Consider the following 20,772-nt stretch of genomic DNA (forward strand, 5'->3'; position numbering starts at 1 on the left):
TCGCCCAATAGCTTTTTCTTTTACGGTTGAGGTAGTAGAGATACTACCTCAGCAAAGTTTTTCCTTTTCACTGTCAATGACTAAATAATTAGTTGTGATAGTAATTAAATTCAAGTTCATTAGATCATTAAGACATTGATGGTGCCAATGACGTAGGTGTTCACCTCTTCCCATTCCGAACAGAGCAGTTAAGCCCTACCGTGCTGATGGTACTGGGTTAACCCCCGGGAGAGTAAGTCGGCGCCACATTCATTAAATATAGAAGGTTAGTTAACACAAGATGTTGACTAACCTTTTTTTGTGTTAAAATATTGTAATATTTTGTTAATCAGTATTTTATAGTACGAATTTACTATTTTTTTAAAGTATTGATTGTTACCTTTGTAGGTACTAGTTAGGCTAACAGTCTACTGTATTTCAGATAGTTATTTTTTTACTTATTAGATAATACAGAGACGAATCTTATAAATATAAAATTTCACTAAAGTGACTAAAGCAGAAGTAATCACAGAAATTCTCAGAAAAATTGAGAAGCGTCAAGAAGCACAGACTTCAAACGCAGCAACTATGGTTGAAGTAGATAAAGAAGTAGTTGGACAAGTTTTAGAAGACTTCTTTAATGTAGTGAAGGACAAGATGGCTGAAGGTAATAATATCTACATCCGTCGTTTTGGTAGCTTTGTAAATAAAAAACGTGCTAGCAAAAAAGGTAGAGATATCTCAAGAGGTGAGATTATTCCTATCCCTGAACACTTCATTCCTAGTTTCAAACCTTCGAAGGAGTTTGTTGAGAAAATTAAAGGAAGTGACAAAGTACGTTTAATCAACGAAAACTAGTACTTGTTGCAAAGAATTGTATAAATTGTCCGCATCTTATAATTTAGGGTGCGGACTTTTTTTAATTTCAAATTATATATGGGAACTAAGCAGTATATTTTACTTGGTGCCGGGGTCGTTTTAGTTGTTATTCTTGCATTGTTACCAAAAGCAGTTGTGACAGACAACAGTGAAAGGGTAGCAGAGGGAACAACAGCTACAACTACAGAACAACACTCAGAAGATGATGGACATGATCATGGTTCAGATCAATCTTCAATGGCACACACATCCAAACTACCAGCAGATACTCAAGCCACACTAGATCAATTTAAAAAAGAATTTGAGGCTGCAGATAACATTAAGAATAAAAGAGAAATTGCGGATAAAGCTTATGATCTTCTTTTAAAGATGAATAAGTTTGATCTAGCAGGTGATTGGAAGCTTGCATTGTATGGGGCTTCAAATGATACAAAAGACCTAAGAGCAGCAGCAGATGCTTATTACGATGCTTATACTTTTGCAATGAGTGAAGAAAGGTCTGCTCAAATGGCGACAAAAGCTCAAGAGCAATATCAAGCGGTATTAGATAAAGATCCAAAAGACTTAGATGCTAAAGTGAAATTGGGTATGACGTACATGGTTTCTTCCGCACCAATGCAAGGTATTGCAAAGATCAGAGAAGTAATTGCTATTGACCCTAATCATCAGTTAGCTTTGTTTAATTTAGGACTATTATCTATTCAGTCTGGTCAGTATAACAAAGCAATCGAGAGGTTCAAAAAACTGAAAGAATTATACCCAGATGATATGGAAGCAAGGTTCTATTTGGCGATCTCATTAAAGGAAATGGGAAGTCAGGATAAAGCCATTGATGAGCTGAAATACATCAATAAAAACGCTGATTCTGAGGAGATTCGTGCTACAGCACAGCAATATCTAGCAGAATGGGTGAATTAATGTAAATAAATACATAAAAATGGTGATAAAGTTCGCCTTTCTCCATTTTTTGTTATAAATTGCGCATTCGTTCTGAGAGTATTAATATTCGATGAATGAATTTAAAGAAAAGATTTAACACACTTAACCTGTAAGAATATGCCTTGCGGTAAGAAAAGAAAAAGACATAAGATCGCGACTCACAAGAGAAAGAAGAGACTTAGAAAGAACAGACACAAGAAAAAGTAATGTTCTAGTCGCAGCTTAATCAAGAACCTTGCTCTAGTGAATCTAGGACAAGGTTTTTCATTATCTTAGAAAAAGAATTATTTTTAGTATAGTAAAACGTTACTATACATTTTCATAGATTTATTGTTAACCTTAAACTTTTATTGAGTTGAGTAATGAACTAGTGATCAATTCAACTCCAGAGGGCAGCAGAATTGCTCTTATGAGAGATAAAAGTCTGGTGGAACTACACTATGATAATGACGAAACAAAATTTCAAGTAGGAGACATCTATTTAGGTGTTGTAAGAAAAGTAGTACCTGGTTTGAATGCTGCCTTTATTGACATCGGGTATGATAAAGATGCTTTCCTTCATTATCTGGACTTAGGACCTAAGGTCAGATCCCTATTGAAATACATTAAGCTTGCTCAAGGTAAGCACCACAAACATGTGAGTGAGAACCTCAAGCAGTTTCGTTTGGAACCTGAAATTGATAAACTCGGAAAAATCAATGACGTCCTAAAACAAAACCAAAAGATTTTAGTACAAGTTGTAAAAGAGCCAATCTCGACGAAGGGACCTAGATTATCATGTGAGCTCTCTTTAGCAGGAAGATACCTTGTACTTGTTCCTTTTAGTAATACTGTAAACATCTCTAAAAAAATCACTGATGCTGGTGAAAGAAGAAGACTATTGAAATTAGTCAACTCTATTCGCCCTGAAAACTTTGGTGTAATCATTAGAACTGTTGCAGAAAATCAAGAAGTTTCTGAGTTGGATAAAGACTTAAGAGACCTTGTGACTAAATGGGGAGAAGGCGTAAGTAAATTAAAGGTAGCTACTCCAAAAGAGAAAGTCATAGGTGAAATGAACCGTGCTACTTCTATGTTGAGAGATATATTGAATGAATCATTCGATAGTATCACTGTAGATGATAGAGAAGTGTACGATGAAATAAGAAGGTTCATTTTACAAATCGCACCAGACAAAGCAGGAATAGTTAAACACTATTCAGGCAAAACCAAGCTTTTCGAGCACCAAGGTATCGAGAAGCAATTAAAAACACTCTTTGGTCAAACTGTTAGCTTAGGTAGTGGAGGTTATTTGGTAATTGAACATACCGAAGCACTTCATGTTATTGATGTTAACAGTGGAAATAAGTCGAATGCAGAGAACAATCAAGAAGCTACTGCATTCAACGTAAACGTAGAGGCTGCTACAGAAATCGCCAGACAATTACGATTACGTGATATGGGAGGCATCATCGTTGTAGACTTCATTGATATGAAGAAAGCTGAGCACAAGCAAAAGTTGTATCAGCATATAAAGCAAGAGATGAAAGCAGATCGCTCTAAACATACAGTATTACCACTGAGTAAATTTGGCTTAATGCAGATCACGAGGCAGCGTGTGAGACCTGAATTAAGTATTGTAACTAAAGAGAAGTGTCCAACTTGTAATGGCACGGGTAAGATTACAGCATCTATTGCTATCGCAGATCAAATCGAGACAGAAGTAATGTACTTGTTAGAGAAGCAGAATGATGGCAAATTTAAATTAGGAGTTCACCCTTACCTTTATGCTTATTTCACTTCAGGATTCCCTTCTCGAAGGATGAAATGGTTCTTTAAACATTTCAAATGGGTCAAAATCTTCGAAGACTCTTCGTTAGGATTGTCTGAGTACAAGTTTTTTGATCATCATGATGAAGAAATTTCTTTAAAATGATTTGATTAGCTTCTATCACACAAGATGTGGTAGAAGCTTTTCTTTTGAGATAACAAATTAATAAATTATCATATGATAATTTATATAGTGTAATTATCTTTGTAAGTAAAAAAGGATTAAATATTAATATTATGTCAAAATTTACTAACTTAATCAACAATTCAGAAGTTCCTGTTTTAGTTGATTTTTATGCAGATTGGTGTCAACCATGTCACATGATTGCTCCAACTATTAAGTCGATAAAGTCAAAATTAGGCGAACGATTAACTGTGATTAAAATTAATTCGGATAAAAATCAACAGGCTATGTTGAAATATCAAGTCAGAAGTATTCCGACTTTGATATTATTTCATAAAGGAAAAATACTTTGGAGAAACTCAGGTGTGATGCCAGAACATGAATTGATGAAGGTGATCGAAAGATACACGTAACATTACTTTTAATTGCGAATCTACTTAACATGTCAAGCTTATCTTTTAATGAAGAAGTAATACAAGCTTCTCCTCTTGCTATCATGATACAATCTTGTGAGGGTGTGTCTACAGAATCATGGATGAAGTATATACAAGCTTTATTGGCTATCTCAGGGGCTGATGGAGAAATTTCTGAGGAGGAAATGGATTGGGTATTTACTGACTTTCTAGAAATTATAGGAGCTTCTGATGAACAGAAAGAAGAAATTAGAAGCTTTGATTATTTACAGGTCAATCTTGAGGAATTATTACCAAATCTAAATATCGATGTCCCAATGAATTTCAAAAGGACATTGGTGTATGATGCAGTAATGATGGCAATGGCAGATAATGACTATGCCAAAGAAGAAAAAGAAGCCGTTTGGAAGGCTGCGGAGCTTTTAGGTATTCCTTACTTTATAGCTCGTACAATAGAAGGCCTTGTCAATACTGAAAAATCATTGGGAATGATCCGTAAGTCTTTGTTTGAACTAGAAGAAGACACTGCTCATCCGATTATTGGTCTGCAAAGTTTGAATATGAAGCCAGCATCAGTATTGGAGAGAAATACGTTTGGTATAAAGCTTACTTGTGAACAAACACAACTGAATTATGGTTATGCACTGATGATAATCGCTGGAGCGGATGGAATAGTGTCAGATGCTGAAAAGGAGTGGTATTTAGAACAATTTGTAACCGTTTCAGAAACGCCTCCACATATTGCTGAGCAAGTGGTTGCTTATGATTATAAGAGCGGTAAGCTACAAGATGTAATTGATAACTTGAAAGTTGATGTAACTATTAACTTTAAAAGAACTCTACTCTATAATGCAGTTAAAATGGCGAGTGCTGATTTGAGCTTTCCTGAACAAGAGAGAGAAGCTTCAGAAAAGGTGGCGAATATTTTGGGTATATCTCCAGATATTGCACAGACTATTCATTATTTGGTGGATACTGAGGCTAAAATATCAAAGATGCGTTTGACTCTTTTTGAGTATAAATAATATGGTTCTTCTGTATAAGAAGAAAAGCCTTTTCATAAAAAAAGCCATTGCTGTTTCTTTACTGCAATGGCTTTTTTCTATCTTATAAATTTACTCTATCGAGAAATAAGTTTGAAAATATCATTACCGAAGGCAAAAACCATAATCGATAATAAGATTAACATACCAATTTGTTGAGCAACCATTAATACTTTTTCTGAAGGTTTTTTTCCTGTAATGATCTCATAAGTTAAGAAAACTACATGTCCACCATCTAATGCAGGAATCGGTAGTAAATTCATAAATGCAAGTACCATTGATAACATACCAGTGATTGTCCAGAATTGTAACCAATGCCATGTACCACCATAAACTTCAGCAATACCAATGGGGCTACTTACAGATTTACTTGCAGAAACTTCACCTCTAAAGAGTTTTCCAAAGGCCTTGATTTGAACTAAAATTACATTGAAAGCATCTTTTGTCCCTACAGGAATAGCTTCCATTAATGTGTATTTTTTGTATTCAGCATTAAGGCGAGATCTCATTTCAAAACCTAAAGTACCTTCGTTGGAAACTGTCATATTTAATTTAACAGGTTGTTCATTTCTCAAAACTGTTAATTCAATTTCTGTTCCTGCTACTTTTGAAAGAGCTACTCTAAACTCACTGAAATAAGGAACTTCTTTACCGTTAATAGCTACAGGTATATCATCAGCTTTCAATCCACCTTGATCAGCAGGAGTTCCTGGTAAAACTCTTTTTACATAAAATGGATCTCTGAAGTAGACATAAGATTTATTTCTGTATTTGTCATCGCTCATCCATTCGATCATTTCTTTAGGAATATCTACACGGATTTGCTCTCCATTACGATCTACAGTAATGTAACTATCAGATTCAAGAAGGAAATTAGGGTCTACAATATCTCTGAATTGTTTGGCAGGTTCACCATTTAGGTTAACAACTTTATCACCTGTTTTTAAACCAATTCTTTCACCAAGCTCACTTACATATAAACCGTACTTATTTACTTCTTCCATTGGAAGGTAACGTTCACCTGTACTGTAAGCAATACCAATAAATATAATAACTCCAGTAATCACATTCATGATGATACCACCTAACATCACAATAAGTCTTTGCCAAGCAGGTTTAGTTCTAAACTCCCAAGGTTGAGGTTCAGCTTCTAAATCATCTGCCCCTTTGGACTCATCTATCATTCCGGCAATATCTACATAACCTCCCATCGGGAACCAACCCAATCCGTATTCAGTATCACCCTTTTTGAATTTAAAAATTGAAAACTTTAAAAGGTTAGGAAATGGAAATAAGAAGTCGAAAAATAAGTAGAATTTATTTACTCGTATTTTAAAAATCTTTGCGGCAAAGAAGTGCCCAAATTCATGTATTCCTACTAAAATTGATAACCCAGTTAATAACTGAGCAGCCATTATAAGTCCTTCCATCTTAAAAATTAAAACGTACTACTCTGCTTTTATGATCAGAATAATAAGTTAGTTATAATATTTATTTATTTGACCATTGTTTTGCCACCTCTCTCACATTATGGTCAGTTTCAACATAATCTTCATATGTTGGAGTCTGTATGAACTGATAATTTTCCATACAGAATTGGTTTAGTGCAGCGATATCTAAAAATTTGATCTCATCATTTAAAAATCGCTCAACAGCAATTTCATTGGCGGCATTGAGTATACAAGCACTATTACCTTTTTTATCTAAACAGTCATATGCTAATTGTAGATTGACAAATGTTTCCTTGTCAGGTGCTTCAAAAGTTAGGGTAGGATAATCCATAAAATTGAAACGTTCGAAATCAGATGGTAATCTTTGAGGATAACCTAGAGCATATTGGATAGGTAACTTCATGTCAGGTAACCCCATTTGTGCTTTCATGCTACCATCTTCAAATTGTACGAGTGAATGTACAATTGATTGAGGATGTACAATAACATCAATCTGATTTGCTTCGACGTCAAAGAGCCATTTTGCTTCGATTACTTCCAAACCTTTGTTCATTAATGAAGCTGAATCAATTGTGATTTTAGCTCCCATACTCCAGTTCGGGTGCTTTAGTGCTTGAGCTTTGGTGACCTGAAGTAATTCTTCTCTTTTCTTACCTCTGAAAGGTCCACCTGATGCAGTCAGAATAACTTTCTCAATTGGATTGCTTTCTTCACCAACTAAACACTGATAGATAGCAGAATGTTCTGAATCTACAGGAATAATATCAACACCTTTTTCAATTGCTTTTTGAGTCACAATTTCACCGGCAACCACTAAAGTTTCTTTATTAGCTAAAGCGATTGTAATGCCTTGATCAATTGCAGTAAGCGTAGGTCTTAGCCCTGCATATCCTACCAGAGCTGTTAATACTATATCAGAATGTGTATTTTCTAATGCTTCACAGATACCATCTATAGATGTTAATACCTTTACTTTTGTATCTTTGAGTCCTTCTTTTAAAGAAGAAAATTTATCACTATTGCCAATGATGGCATACTTTGGTTGAAACTCAATACATTGCTGAATGAGAAGGTCTACATTATTTCCTGCAGATAAAATACTTACAGAAAATAAAGATGTATTTGCTTTAATAACATCTAAGGCTTGTGTACCTATTGACCCTGTAGAGCCAAGAATTGCAATTGATTTTAAAGTCATCAAATCTTTCTTTTTATGCATTTTCAAGAATGCTCACTTACTTCAATTGCGCAAGTTAATATCTATTACTATTCTCTCTCTATTTTTTAGCATTTCATTACAAACATTTTCGTGTTTTGCACAAGAAAATAAGATTTATCTTGATGAGTCATGGCAACTACTTCAAGAAAAGGGAAAAGTTCAGATGTCAGCTTTGAAAAAAACACCAAAAGCATTGCTCAATACTTACGCAGTCTTAAAGTTAGAAAATAAAGACTCATTGTTTAAGAAAAATGTTGAATTAAGAGTAGAAGCTTTGGTAGATGATAAATATTTAGTGTTCGAAAAGAAAATTACACTTCCGGTAAATGAAGAAGTAATTCTACAAAGAAAACTAGATTTAGGTGAAGTTGATGTGGGGGTAGAAGTACTACAGTTTAAGGTAATAGACCTTGAAAATCCATAAATTTTTATAGCAATAATAGATTTGAAAGTAACAAAATACAAAAAGGAATATTGGATATATCTGACTTTAGTTGTTACTTTGGGCTATCAAAATTCGTCAGCATTGGCGACCATTTTATAATCACACATATATAGAGAGAAATTATGAATTTCCCAGCAGAATTAAAGTATACAAAAGACCACGAATGGTTAAGAGTAGAAGGTGAGTTTGCGTACATCGGTATTACTGAGTTTGCGCAAAGCGAGTTAGGGGATATTGTATTTGTGGACATCACAGCTGAAGATGAGGAGGTTGCTGAAGGCGAAGTATTTGGATCTGTTGAAGCAGTAAAAACAGTATCTGACTTATTTATGCCAGTAAACGGTGAAGTAGTAGAAGTAAACGAAGCAATTGATGCTGCTCCTGAACTAGTAAACTCTGACCCTTACGGTGAAGGTTGGATGATCAAAATCAAATTATCTGATCCTACTGAAGTAGATGGCTTATTAGATAGCGAAGCATATAAAGAAGAAATTGCTGATTAATTTCTTTTAAGATATATACAAAAAGAGTTGAGCAGTAAGTAGTTCAACTCTTTTTTTATAGGCGTTAGGGTAATCGGTATAGTTCTATTTGGTATATCCTAATCATTTCACTTATCTCGTTTTTAACTATCGACCAATAATATAAAATGCAATTTTTCACTGGAAAGGTATATTTTGAATTAAGACCTGTTTTTGATAAACATCCTCAGGAACAAAATTTTATTGTTTATGGTAATGCTTCAGCTGAGACTTTATGGTCTAGGTATCTTGCAGCAGAAAATGGAGATGTAGCAGGAAGTCCAAAATATCTTTTTTATACAACTGATTATCCAAAGCAAAGTGGTTTATTGTTAGAAAAATTTCAAGTCAGAAAAGCAGGTGGAGGAGTGGTTTTTAAAGGAGAAGAGCTACTCGTCATGAAAAGAAATGGAATTTATGATATTCCTAAAGGTCATCTGGATGAAGGAGAGACTATTGAAGAGTGTGCAGTAAGAGAAGTGGAAGAAGAGACTGGTGTAAAAGCTGAAATTGAAACGTTATTACATCAAACATTTCATACTTATATCTACAAAAAGAAACATGTTTTAAAGCATACGTATTGGTATAAGATGAAATCTACTGACGAGGAACAAAAACTAATTCCCCAAATTGAAGAAGGTATAGAAACTTTGGAATGGGTAAAAATAAATGAAGTAAAAAATAAAGTCTGGAAAAATACCTATAAATCTATAAAAGAGGTATTTGAATTGTGTGGAGTATAAATATGGTGATTCAGAAAGCGAAAATATTCTTATCAAGTATTCTACTATTAATTATTGTATTCAGTTTGGGTGCAGGTGCTCAAACTTTGGAAGTAGTAAAAGATAGTGACTCAGATTATTACGGCTATAAAAAAGAAGGACAAGAGGATTGGTCCATTAAACCTAAATACGAAATAGCTTACCCGTTTAATTTAGATGGAATTGCAGCTGTTAAGAACGAAAAGGGTTTTATATTAATCAATACAAAAGGTAAGAAACTAACTGCTCATGCTTATGAACGATTAGGTTGGTCGGATGATGCAGATTCAACAAGTGCTCCATTATTTTATGGAAAACTTATTGGAGCGAAAAGTGGCAATAAATGGGGTGTTATCAATACCAAAGGAAAAGAGGTCATTTCTGTTTCTTATGAAGACCTGAATTATTTTGTCAATGGAGTAACTATTGTAAACCTTCAAGGGCGATATGGAGCATTGAATACGGAAGGAGATGAAATCATTCCAACTACATTTCAAAAACTAAGGTTTATGGCTGGAGGGCTCCCATTATTGGTGGCTAAAAACGATGGTCTTCAAGGAATAATTAATTTAGAAGGAAATTGGATCCTGCCATTAGAATATTTGAGTGTGAAATGGGCAGGAAAAAAACTCATTGCTGCTATGACAGTAGAAGGTCAATGGCTTTTTATTGATCATTCCGGAAAGCATTTTTCTGATGAATTATACTCGAATTGGAAATGGTACCATAAGCAGGAAAAGCTACTTTTAAATAGAAATGGAAGGTTTGGATTGTTGGATGAAAATGCCAAAGAGATTTACCCAACTATCTATAAAAACATTGAATTTACAGATTCTACAGTTATTGCAAAAAGCTTTCCTACGCTGGAGTTAGGTACAATAGAGGGGAATTTACTGAGTACATGGAATTGCGACAGTATATCTTATGCCGGGGATGATTTGGTGAGGTATTACACATCTGGAAAAGTCGGTATCGCAGACGCTAAAGGCCAAAATAAATTCTTTAATTTCTACGATGAAGTTGGAGACTTTATTGAAGGACAGGCGATCGTAAAAAAGAAAAATAGATATGGAGTTTGTGATACCTTGGGAAGGCTTGTAATTCCTGTTCAATTTACGAACTTAAAGAGAATGCCTACAGGACATTATTGGACATTAGATCAATCCAATTATCCTGATGTTTATGATCATAAAGGAAAGAACTTAACCATGCATAATTATGATATGGTAGGGGAATATTCTCAAGGAAAATACCTCATAAGGAAAGCTCGTCTTTATGGATACTTAGATAGTGATCTGAATGAATGGATTTCTCCGCAGTTTAAAGATGCAGAGTCATTTGTTGGTTCATATGCTGTTGTTAGAACGAATGATTACTATGGTGTTATTGACCTTGATAAAAAATGGGTCATCACTCCAATTATTGACCGTTTAAAAACCGTTTCTGAGGGTTTATATTATTTTGAAGATAATCAAGAATGGGGAACACTAGGAATTGACGGAATTGAATGGTTCAGAACAGATTCTGCAACTGTTGAATCTTTTGAAGATGGCTATGTAGTCATGAAAAGAAGAGGACATTTTGGATTATTGACTAGTAAAGGTCGATTGAGTTTATCTACCAAATATGACTCTTTGAATTTAGATTATTTGAAGGAAGGGAGAGTCGAAATGTATATGGATAGCACTTGGTTATACAAGGTAATTGATGATAGAGAAGGAGAACCTACTCGTAGTGCATACACTCTTTATGATTCTGTTTACAATCCGTCGGAAGGTTTTACAAAAGTAGAGATTGGAGAACGATATGGTTTTATGGACTATCTGGGTAGACTGAGGCTTTCTTGCCGTTATGAAAATGTTAGAGATTTCTCTGATGGTTTAGCACCTTTCTCTATTAATCATAAATGGGGTTTTATTAACCAAGAAGATGTAATTACCCTACAACCTCGATATGAAGATTTATATGGCCTGAAAGACAATATGGCAAAAGCAAAATCAAGAGGGAAGTGGGGTGTTGTTAACAAAGACGGAAAAACGATTATTCCTTTTGAGTATGAAAATGTGGAACGCTCCGCTTTTGGAAATTGGTATATATGGGAAAAGGGAGGTCGAATGGGAATTTATATCCCAGGAGGAATTAAAGGTGTTTATGGAAAATATGATCAAATCACAGATTTGGGTATAGGCTTTATTGAGGTAAAGAATAATGATAAAATTGGTATTGATAGAATTGATGGATATAATACCTGGAAAATAGTATATCACTCCATACAAGTTTTGCACAATAAAAAGTGGATTTGTTTAAAAAGAAAGAAAGCGGATGTATACAGTGTTCCATTATAATATATTATGAGTAGAAACGGAACTTATTGACACAGAGATAGTTTTATATAATTGTGAGCGAGTTATCAATATATAAAACTAGAGGAAGATGCGAGTGTTAGGATTTATGTTATTGTTTATCAGTATCGTTATCTGTTTTATTTCTTTACAAAAGGAAGTACATTTCCATAATTACTATTCTCCTTCAGCTGTACTAAAGGATGGTGTTATAGTTGAGAAATATTCTTCCGGAAGTACAGATCTCTACAAGATGAATTAAAAAAAATAGAGTCATAAATAAAAAAAAGGCTTTTCTTCACGTTTATAATGAAGAAAAGCCTTTTTTGTTGCTTAATCGAATTGGGATGAATTACTTTCGGTCCAAGTCGGTTTACTATTGAACTTATCCAAATATGACTAAAATAAAACTCTTAAATAGAGATGCATTGTTAGGAACCATCTTCGTTTTTATGTTTATGGGACTTCTTCAGGCATCCAATGTTCAAATTGAGATTGTAAATGTATTTGAGCAGGTATTCGAAAACTTTCAACTAACAGATATTTATTATTCTAAACTACGAGATAGTAAGAAAGAGCATTTCGAAAAAGATATTGTACTTGTAAACATTGGTACACTAGATAGAAAAGGGATTGCAAAACAAATTGCACGATTGGCTTCTGAAAAACCCAAGGTAATGGGAATAGATGCCACTTTCGTAGGACCAAGACCAAAAGACCCTGCAGGAGATTTTATGCTCGCTCAAGCTTTACGAATGATGGGAGAATCGTTTGTATTAGCAACTATGCCTGATGAATGGAATCCTGGAATCTCAAAATTTGATACACTCAGAATGCCTTATGCTCCTTTTGTAGCGAGCACAGATCACGCTCACGTATTTACTGGCATACTCACAGATGAAGACTTTACAACGTGGAGAGATTTTCCTGTTTATGTTGATATAAAAAATGGGCAAAAGGAATATGCATTATCTGTAAAAATCGCTGAAAAATTTAATCCTGAAAAAACAGCAAAATTTCTGAAAAGAGGAAACCAAGTAGAACCAATCTATTTTAAAGGAAACTATGATAAGTTTATTAAGTTAGACGTAAATGACTTAAATGATCCAGATAGAGATTTTTCTTTTGTGAAAGATAAAATAGTATTGATGGGTTATATGGGTGACGGTTACACGGATAAGCACTGGGACGATGATAAGTTTTTTACACCACTGAATTCCAATCTTGTAGGTAGAGGGTATCCTGATATGTTTGGTGTTGTAGTTCATGCTAACATTATCTCCATGATTCTTAATGAAACATACATTGATATGATGCCAGATTGGTTAAGTTATTTCCTTGCATTTATTGTTTGCTATATCAATGCAGTGCTTTTTATGTGGATCGTTGAAAATCAGAAGTTAGCGGTTTGGTATAATGCTATAACGAAGTCAATTCAGCTTGTAGAGGCCATCATAATATTGTTTATGACCATGCTACTTTTTGGTTCATTTGGTTACCATGCGAATTTTACATTACTATTTTTTGTAATATTACTTTCCGGGGATTTAATTGAAATATTCTCTGAAATTTTATTGAGACTTTTCCGCGGTATGAGAAACAAATGGAAAAAGTAAATCAAATGCGTAACTTGTGAATAACTTTTAATGGATTCTTTACGTACATAGAACTACAAAAAGATATTGCGAACTTCTGAATCCTGAAAATATACAAACTATGAAAATTAAGTTATTAGCCACCATTATATCAAGTCTCTTTTTGATCACATCGGCATATTCTCAAGAGGCAAAATTTATGGTACTCGGTGCAAAGGGTGAGGTGATGGTAGATGGAAAAAAGATACACACCGGAGATATGCTACTTTCTGGCCAATCTGTAGAAATAAGCGGGACAGCCCCTTATTTAGGATTAGCTTCTATCATGGGAGGTACTTTAGAGTTGAAAAAAAGTGGAACTTATAAAGTAGATGAACTTGGTAAAGATTTAGGTACGGCTGAAAGTGATTTAGTTTCTAAATACGTTGATTTTATTAAAGATGAATTAACCGGATCTGGTGAAACGGCATCGACTCAAGCAAAATACGGATCAGTAACAAGATCATTAAAGAAAAAACCAATCTTCTTTCATATTCCAATTAATTCAAATGCAATTAAGACAGAGGTGAATCTGACTTGGGAATTAAAAGGAAATGATAATGATGAGGAAGTTTCTTTTAAAATCTACATCAAAGATAGAAAGCATCATATTTTGATAGAAGATGAGGTAGAGGGTACTGAGTACAAGTTGGACCTTAATGACCCTAAGCTGAATGATCAAAAGTATTTATTTTACTATGTAGAAGATGCTAGAAACAATAAAATTGCTTCTGATTTATATGCATTTACTGTTTATGCAGATGGAGACTCAGAAGAAACAGCTAAAGAAATTGAAATGCTGAAATCAAACGAAACAGCCATTGGGCAATTGATTTTAGCGAAGTTTTACGAAGAAAAAGGCTTTATTGTAAATGCCTCTACAGCTTATGAGAATGCGATTGTACTTTCAAATGGAGATGAGCAATTCGTAAAACTTTATGAAAATTTCCAAACTAGATACGGAAGTTAAATTTAAACTAATTTCAGAAGTTGTAGACCAAAAGCGTCTATTATTCAATTTAAGTTATATATATCGAAATAAGATGAAAGCCATTAGAACTTCAATTCTAATGGCTTTTATTTTGCTCCAATTGTTTTTTGATAGACTTAGAGAAGATCTGCCCTAAACCAGCTATAGATAACACTATAAGCCCGCCTACGACCATTTGAGTGATAGAGTTAGAACCGCTGTTGGAAATATCTTGAAGGTTCTCTAGAGACTTACCAAACCATACAGAAACTAAAGTTCTCGGTAACATTCCAATCAAACTACCTAAAAGAAATTGTTTGATGGGAGTTTTAGCCCAAGCAAGCAATAAATTACTTAAGGCAAAAGGTAAAATCGGAGATAACTTTGTAAAAGCTACAATTTTCAAAGGGGATTCATGAACGGTATTGATGATAGCATTTGCAATCGGATATTTTTGAATAGAATCATTAAACCGCCCTTGGTCAACCCATCTGACAATAAAATAACAAAGCAAAGCAGCGATCATATAGGCAGGGACCATTCCATAAAGTGCATTCCACCCTAAAAAATAACCAGTGAATAAAGCCATAAATGTGGTGGGTGTAAGTGCAAGTGCCATAGTGAAACTTGAAATTACAAAAAATACGACCCACTCATTTGTTGTAAAATTTGAGATGTAATCTTGGTAAGTATACCCAAGTGTAGCAATGGTAGAACTCGTCAATAAAGGCAAAATACTTAGCCCTCCTCCAACAGAAAATGAAGATTTATTTTTCTGAAAAACCTCTCTAATACCCTTTATTTTCATCTTTTCTCTTAAATAATTGTCAATTATGATGCTGCAAGGTAAAAAAAATGAATAAAAGTTGTGTAATTAAATTTCTGCTTCTATATTTGCATCGCTTTTGTCAGAAACGGTGTTTCAAGACATTCGCAAAAGGCCTCATTAGCTCAGCTGGTAGAGCAACTGATTTGTAATCAGTAGGTCACTGGTTCGACTCCGGTATGAGGCTCTAAAAATTTACAAGTCGTGTAAATTTCTGTAAAATATAAATTTGAAGCCTCATTAGCTCAGCTGGTAGAGCAACTGATTTGTAATCAGTAGGTCACTGGTTCGACTCCGGTATGAGGCTCAATTTTACTTCAAACATTCACAAGTCGTGTGGATTGATTTGAGAAGCCTCATTAGCTCAGCTGGTAGAGCAACTGATTTGTAATCAGTAGGTCACTGGTTCGACTCCGGTATGAGGCTCAAGTCTTGGAGTCAGGCAATTTGGAAACAAATTCGGCGCTGGGTTAAAGACGAAATATGGTATTGCCTCATTAGCTCAGCTGGTAGAGCAACTGATTTGTAATCAGTAGGTCACTGGTTCGACTCCGGTATGAGGCTCAAGTCTTGGAGTCAGGCAATTTGGAAACAAATTCGGCGCTGGGTTAAAGACGAAATATGGTATTGCCTCATTAGCTCAGCTGGTAGAGCAACTGATTTGTAATCAGTAGGTCACTGGTTCGACTCCGGTATGAGGCTCAAGTCTTGGAGTCAGGCAATTTGGAAACAAATTCGGCGCTGGGTTAAAGACGAAATATGGTATTGCCTCATTAGCTCAGCTGGTAGAGCAACTGATTTGTAATCAGTAGGTCACTGGTTCGACTCCGGTATGAGGCTCAAGTCTTGGAGTCAGGCAATTTGGAAACAAATTCGGCGCTGGGTTAAAGACGAAATATGGTATTGCCTCATTAGCTCAGCTGGTAGAGCAACTGATTTGTAATCAGTAGGTCACTGGTTCGACTCCGGTATGAGGCTCATAGTAATGAAACCCTTTTGAAAGCTGAATTGTCAACCTAGTTGGTGATACTGCTTTTGAGTGGGTTTTTTTCATTATTAGGGCATTTTTGTAACATCTGTCAGGAATGCTCTGAAGTATTTGGATAATGGATTTTCGTTAATGAGATGTAAAGTTTGAAATATAACCTACTGATTATTTGGTGATTACGAAATTATTTAAGTATTTGCGGACTCGTTAATTTTAAAATATAAGAAGATGTCAAGAATCTGCGATATTACAGGTAAAAGAACGAGAGTTGGTAATAATGTTTCTCACGCAAACAATAAGACCAAACGTAAGTTCTACCCTAACTTGCACAAAAAACGTTTCTACATTCCTGAAGAGGATCGTTGGGTAACGTTAAAAGTTTCTTCAAGTGCTTTAAGAACAATCAACAAGAACGGTATTTCTGCTGTCTTGAAGAAAGCACGTAAAGAAGGTAAAACTATCTAATTTAATCTTGGTTTAAATTCGGTATTCATTACCAAAAAGAATAAGTCATGGCTAAGAAAGGCAACAGAGTACAAGTGATCCTTGAGTGCACAGAGCACAAAGCATCTGGTCAACCAGGTACTTCAAGATACATCACTACAAAAAACCGTAAGAACACTCCAGATCGTTTGGAAAGACGTAAGTTCAATCCGGTATTAAAGAAATACACAATTCACCGTGAAATTAAGTAATTATGGCTAAGAAAGTAGTAGCAACACTTAAGAAAGAAGGTGGCGTTAAATACGCTAAAGTGGTGAAAGCAGTGAGATCTCCAAAAACGGGTGCTTACACGTTCAAAGAAGAGATTATCATGGAAGATCAAGTAAAAGAATACTTAGCAAAGTAATTCTCTTGAATCAAGCTTTACATTTCTTTCGAAAAAACCCTGCAACAAGATTGTAGGGTTTTTTGTTTATTACATGATATGTATTTTTTACGTTTATGTGACGTTTTCATGTATTAGTAAATCAAATACTATCAGAGAGATAGAACAACAGGACTTTATTGGGATTCTAACTTTTTGAGCGTTATTTTCGCACTAGAGAAAAGGTCTTTTGACCTGAGTTCTGACCTTGTTTTTTTATTATTAGATTTAATTAGCAGCGATAATGGGCTTCTTTAAAAAATTTTTTGGTAAATCAGAGATTACGGAGGAAGAGAAAGACAACCTGAATAAAGGTTTGGAAAAATCTCGTGGTACTTTGTTTGACAAGCTTAGCAAAGCTGTAGCTGGTAAATCTAAGGTAGATGACGAGGTACTAGATAATCTCGAAGAAATTTTAGTGACTTCAGACGTAGGTGTAGAAACTACTTTGAAGATCATTGACCGTATAGAAGAGAGAGTAGCAAAAGACAAATATGTCAATGCTACAGAATTAAATCAGATTTTATACGAAGAAATCGCAGGACTTTTAGATGAGAATAAAAGTGCTGACGTAGATGGATATTCTATTCCGGAAGGAATTGAAGGTCCATATGTGATGTTGGTTGTAGGGGTAAACGGTGTTGGTAAAACAACAACAATTGGTAAACTTTCTGCAAAGTTCAAGGCCAAAGGTTATAAAGTGGTTTTAGGTGCGGCTGATACATTTAGAGCAGCAGCGGTAGATCAGTTAAAACTTTGGGGTGAACGTACAGGAGTTGATGTAGTAGCAAAAGGTATGAACGTAGATCCATCTTCAGTAGCTTTTGAAGCAGTGAAGAAAGGTGTAGAATCAAATGCTGATGTTATTATTGTTGATACAGCAGGTCGTTTGCACAATAAAGTAAACTTGATGAACGAACTTTCTAAGATCAAAAGATCAATGCAAAAGGTTGCTCCTGGAGTGCCGCATGATGTGATTTTAGTATTGGATGGTTCAACAGGTCAAAATGCAGTGAATCAAGCAAGAGAATTTACAAAGGCAACTGAAGTAACAGGATTAGCCATCACTAAATTAGACGGAACAGCTAAAGGTGGTGTAGTGATTGGTATTTCAGATGAATTTAAAATTCCAGTAAAATATATAGGTGTAGGTGAGGGTGTTGATCACTTGCAGGCATTTAGAAAAATGGAGTTTGTAGAATCCCTCTTTGGAGGAAGAGATGCTACAAAATCTCAATAAGATTTAAGTTGAAAAAAAAGCCATGTATTGAGATAAATACATGGCTTTTTTGATTTTCAAAAGAATTATTTTAACTCTACTTATTTCAAAGTGGAAAAACTAACAAATACACTATGAGACCGAACAAAATAACTATTATTGGAGGTGGAAACTTGGGTAAGGCAATCGCTGAAGGCCTGATCATCAGTAAGTATATCGAACCTCACAATTTAACAGTGACTAGAAGAAACATAAAACTTCTACAATCGTTATCAGATCAGGGAGTAAATGTTACTTCAGATAATAATGAAGCTGTAAAAGGAGCAGACCTTGTAATTTTGGCGATCAAGCCTTTCCAAATCAAGTCGATTATGGAGCAAATCAAGGATTCTTTAACAGCAGATAAAGTGGTTTCTTCAGTAGTGACAGGGGTATCATTAAACGATATGGCATCTGTTTTAGGTGAAGAACAACCTGTTTTCCGTTCGATGCCGAATACTGCAATTGCTATTCGCGAATCGATGACTTGTATCTCAACCGTAAACGGTACAGAGGAGCAAAAAGAAATGATGATTGATTTATTCTCTCAATTAGGAGAAGCAATTATTATTGACGAAAGCTTGATGGCGGCAGCTACAGTACTTGGTGCAAGTGGAATTGCGTATGCCATGCGATTTATCAGAGCGGCTTCTCAAGGAGGTATTGAAATTGGGTTTGGAGCTCAGGTTTCTCAAATTATTGCTGCTCAAACTGTAAAAGGAGCGGCGTCTTTATTAATGGAAACAGGAAATCACCCTGAACAAGAAATTGATAAAGTAACTACACCAAAAGGGTGTACAATTGCTGGACTAAATGAAATGGAGCACCAAGGATTTAGTTCATCATTAATTAGCGGAGTAAAAACGTCCTTTAAAGCGATTGATGTGATAAAGGATGATTTTGATAAAAAATAAAAACAAGGCAAGACAAGAATATATGAAAATGAATGATTTCTTGCCTTAAGTACTAGAACAAAAAGGGTAGATGTTTCTCTTGCTGTAATTATTAATATAGAAAGGTGTTAATACAGTCAATCTATGACTTCAGTCATAGCGTGAGAGATATTTATCCGTTACTTATGTCCTAGTACTTCGTACTAAAAGTGTGTAAATTTTAATTATTAACTAGAAAGACCGTGAAAAAGATTGCCGTGTTTACATCAGGGGGCGATGCTCCTGGAATGAATGCTTGTGTTAGAGCTGTTGTTAGAGCAGCGCTTTATAATGGTTTAGAAGTGGTAGGAATCCGTAGAGGTTATAAAGGTATGGCTGATGCTGACTTTATTCCTATGGAGTCTCACTCTGTATCTGATATTATTGGATTAGGCGGAACAATTTTAAAGTCTGCTAGATTTGATGAGTTCAGAGATATTGAGTGGAGAAAGAAAGCCTACGAAAATTGTGTGAAGGAAGGAATTGATGGTTTAGTGGCTATTGGAGGTAATGGTACATTTACTGGAGCAAAATTATTAATGGAAAACTTCGGTATTCCTACAATTGGTTGCCCTGGTACAATTGACAATGACCTTTATGGTACAGATTATACGATCGGTTTTGATACAGCAGTAAATACGGCTTTAGATGCCATTGATAAAATCAGAGATACTGCCGCTTCACATGACCGTGTATTCTTCGTAGAAGTTATGGGCCGTGATGCAGGTTTTATCGCTATGCAATCTGGTATTGGCGGTGGAGCTGAAGATATCTTAGTTCCTGAGATTCCTGATACAATTGATGAGGTGATTGACAACCTTAAAAAAGGTGGTGATAACGAAAAGCCTTCTCATATCATTGTAGTTGCTGAAGGTGAAGAGATCGGAAACGCGAACTTCATTGCTCAAAAAGCAAAAGAAGCTTTACCAAATCTGGACATCAGAGTGTCTAACTTAGGTCATATTCAAAGAGGTGGTTCTCCAAGTGCAATCGACAGAATTTTAGCAAGCCGTATGGGTATTGCTGCTGTTGAAGGTTTGATTGCTGGAAAATCAAATGTTATGGCTGGTATCATTGATGATAAAGTGGCTTATACTTCTTTTGATGATGCAATCAATAAGAAAAAACCTTTGGATGTTGAGCTAAATAAGATGGTGGAAATCTTAAATAGCTAGTATTCAGTGAGTACTAAGATGGATTTTTCCTTTTAAAAGGTCTTTAGTACTTAATATTCTGAAATATAAATAGGGAATAAATGTATAAAACAGTAGTTTTGCATTTGTTCCCTTTTGTATTTTAAACATAATTGATCTCCTCCGATGTGATTTACAACTGAAAAAAGCATTGTTAATAATTTAAAGTTATCCGTTC

The 20,772-nt window shown here is 34.9% G+C and carries 20 protein-coding genes, 7 tRNA genes and 1 rRNA gene; 25 read left to right on the top strand and 3 right to left on the bottom strand.

Annotated elements, in window-relative coordinates:
* Positions 1–137: 137 nt before the first annotated feature.
* From rrf to PL77_RS27050, 6 genes are all read left to right on the top strand, one after another.
* Positions 138–249, top strand: a 5S ribosomal RNA gene (rrf, locus tag PL77_RS27025).
* A gap of 237 nt (positions 250–486) precedes the next feature.
* Entirely contained in the window at positions 487–837 is a 351-nt protein-coding gene (locus PL77_RS27030) for an HU family DNA-binding protein (protein WP_240050295.1), read from the top strand.
* A 78-nt stretch (positions 838–915) separates the two neighbouring features.
* Positions 916–1,776 (top strand): tetratricopeptide repeat protein, encoded by an 861-nt coding sequence (locus tag PL77_RS27035; protein WP_052444774.1) that lies wholly within the window; start codon positions 916–918, stop codon positions 1,774–1,776.
* 376 nt (positions 1,777–2,152) lie between these two features.
* On the top strand, positions 2,153–3,712 hold the full coding sequence (locus tag PL77_RS27040) for an Rne/Rng family ribonuclease (RefSeq protein WP_044212411.1): 1,560 nt from the start codon (positions 2,153–2,155) through the stop codon (positions 3,710–3,712).
* 56 nt (positions 3,713–3,768) lie between these two features.
* A complete protein-coding gene (gene trxA / locus PL77_RS27045; protein ID WP_371199288.1) occupies positions 3,769–4,143 on the top strand; it encodes a thioredoxin in 375 nt (124 codons plus the stop codon).
* A 29-nt stretch (positions 4,144–4,172) separates the two neighbouring features.
* Positions 4,173–5,168: a TerB family tellurite resistance protein gene (locus PL77_RS27050; RefSeq protein ID WP_044212415.1), complete on the top strand. Its 996-nt coding sequence runs from the start codon at positions 4,173–4,175 to the stop codon at positions 5,166–5,168.
* Between the two features lie 95 nt (positions 5,169–5,263).
* On the opposite strand, the gene rseP is transcribed toward PL77_RS27050, so the two are convergent.
* Together rseP and dxr are read right to left on the bottom strand one after the other, a co-directional pair.
* The gene (gene rseP, locus PL77_RS27055) at positions 5,264–6,616 is read right to left on the bottom strand and encodes an RIP metalloprotease RseP (protein ID WP_044212417.1); all 1,353 of its coding nucleotides are present in this window, start codon (positions 6,614–6,616) and stop codon (positions 5,264–5,266) included.
* A 61-nt stretch (positions 6,617–6,677) separates the two neighbouring features.
* A complete protein-coding gene (dxr, locus tag PL77_RS27060) occupies positions 6,678–7,856 on the bottom strand; it encodes a 1-deoxy-D-xylulose-5-phosphate reductoisomerase (RefSeq protein ID WP_371199287.1) in 1,179 nt (392 codons plus the stop codon).
* Positions 7,857–7,881: 25 nt separating this feature from the next.
* On the opposite strand from dxr, the gene PL77_RS27065 reads away from it, so the two are divergent.
* From PL77_RS27065 to PL77_RS27090, 6 genes are all read left to right on the top strand, one after another.
* On the top strand, positions 7,882–8,280 hold the full coding sequence (locus PL77_RS27065) for a hypothetical protein (protein WP_156152570.1): 399 nt from the start codon (positions 7,882–7,884) through the stop codon (positions 8,278–8,280).
* Positions 8,281–8,423: 143 nt separating this feature from the next.
* On the top strand, positions 8,424–8,804 hold the full coding sequence (gene gcvH, locus PL77_RS27070) for a glycine cleavage system protein GcvH (protein ID WP_044212420.1): 381 nt from the start codon (positions 8,424–8,426) through the stop codon (positions 8,802–8,804).
* 146 nt (positions 8,805–8,950) lie between these two features.
* Positions 8,951–9,565, top strand: a complete 615-nt coding sequence (locus PL77_RS27075) for an NUDIX hydrolase (RefSeq protein WP_052444775.1) — start codon at positions 8,951–8,953, stop codon at positions 9,563–9,565.
* Between the two features lie 2 nt (positions 9,566–9,567).
* A complete protein-coding gene (locus PL77_RS27080; RefSeq protein ID WP_044212421.1) occupies positions 9,568–11,928 on the top strand; it encodes a WG repeat-containing protein in 2,361 nt (786 codons plus the stop codon).
* Between the two features lie 392 nt (positions 11,929–12,320).
* Positions 12,321–13,541, top strand: coding sequence for a CHASE2 domain-containing protein (locus PL77_RS27085; RefSeq protein ID WP_044212422.1), 1,221 nt, complete (start codon positions 12,321–12,323; stop codon positions 13,539–13,541).
* Between the two features lie 100 nt (positions 13,542–13,641).
* Entirely contained in the window at positions 13,642–14,529 is an 888-nt protein-coding gene (locus PL77_RS27090; RefSeq protein WP_044212423.1) for a hypothetical protein, read from the top strand.
* A 97-nt stretch (positions 14,530–14,626) separates the two neighbouring features.
* Here the strand turns inward: PL77_RS27090 and PL77_RS27095 are convergent, their stop codons facing one another.
* Positions 14,627–15,337: a TVP38/TMEM64 family protein gene (locus PL77_RS27095; RefSeq protein WP_044212425.1), complete on the bottom strand. Its 711-nt coding sequence runs from the start codon at positions 15,335–15,337 to the stop codon at positions 14,627–14,629.
* A 132-nt stretch (positions 15,338–15,469) separates the two neighbouring features.
* Between PL77_RS27095 and PL77_RS27100 the strand changes: the two genes are divergently transcribed.
* The 13 genes from PL77_RS27100 to pfkA all read left to right on the top strand — a co-directional run bounded on the left by PL77_RS27100 (position 15,470) and on the right by pfkA (position 20,576).
* Positions 15,470–15,542 (top strand) — tRNA-Thr (locus PL77_RS27100).
* Positions 15,543–15,589: 47 nt separating this feature from the next.
* Positions 15,590–15,662 (top strand) — tRNA-Thr (locus tag PL77_RS27105).
* Positions 15,663–15,708: 46 nt separating this feature from the next.
* Positions 15,709–15,781 (top strand) — tRNA-Thr (locus PL77_RS27110).
* Between the two features lie 65 nt (positions 15,782–15,846).
* Positions 15,847–15,919, top strand: a tRNA-Thr gene (locus PL77_RS27115).
* Between the two features lie 65 nt (positions 15,920–15,984).
* Positions 15,985–16,057, top strand: a tRNA-Thr gene (locus tag PL77_RS27120).
* A 65-nt stretch (positions 16,058–16,122) separates the two neighbouring features.
* Positions 16,123–16,195, top strand: a tRNA-Thr gene (locus PL77_RS27125).
* 65 nt (positions 16,196–16,260) lie between these two features.
* Positions 16,261–16,333: transfer RNA gene (locus PL77_RS27130), tRNA-Thr, on the top strand.
* Positions 16,334–16,571: 238 nt separating this feature from the next.
* Positions 16,572–16,808, top strand: a complete 237-nt coding sequence (gene rpmB, locus PL77_RS27135; RefSeq protein ID WP_044212427.1) for a 50S ribosomal protein L28 — start codon at positions 16,572–16,574, stop codon at positions 16,806–16,808.
* 47 nt (positions 16,809–16,855) lie between these two features.
* The gene (gene rpmG, locus PL77_RS27140) at positions 16,856–17,038 is read left to right on the top strand and encodes a 50S ribosomal protein L33 (RefSeq protein ID WP_044212429.1); all 183 of its coding nucleotides are present in this window, start codon (positions 16,856–16,858) and stop codon (positions 17,036–17,038) included.
* Between the two features lie 2 nt (positions 17,039–17,040).
* Positions 17,041–17,193 carry a DUF4295 domain-containing protein gene (locus tag PL77_RS31615; RefSeq protein WP_082026757.1) on the top strand — a complete coding sequence of 51 codons (153 nt, stop codon included), beginning with the start codon at positions 17,041–17,043 and terminating at the stop codon, positions 17,191–17,193.
* A 262-nt stretch (positions 17,194–17,455) separates the two neighbouring features.
* A complete protein-coding gene (gene ftsY / locus PL77_RS27145) occupies positions 17,456–18,451 on the top strand; it encodes a signal recognition particle-docking protein FtsY (protein ID WP_044212431.1) in 996 nt (331 codons plus the stop codon).
* A gap of 113 nt (positions 18,452–18,564) precedes the next feature.
* A complete protein-coding gene (gene proC / locus PL77_RS27150; RefSeq protein WP_044212435.1) occupies positions 18,565–19,383 on the top strand; it encodes a pyrroline-5-carboxylate reductase in 819 nt (272 codons plus the stop codon).
* A gap of 221 nt (positions 19,384–19,604) precedes the next feature.
* Positions 19,605–20,576: a 6-phosphofructokinase gene (pfkA, locus tag PL77_RS27155; RefSeq protein ID WP_044212437.1), complete on the top strand. Its 972-nt coding sequence runs from the start codon at positions 19,605–19,607 to the stop codon at positions 20,574–20,576.
* Positions 20,577–20,772: the final 196 nt, after the last annotated feature.

Source organism: Flammeovirga sp. OC4 (assembly GCF_000812565.1).
Classification (GTDB): Bacteria; Bacteroidota; Bacteroidia; order Cytophagales; family Flammeovirgaceae; genus Flammeovirga.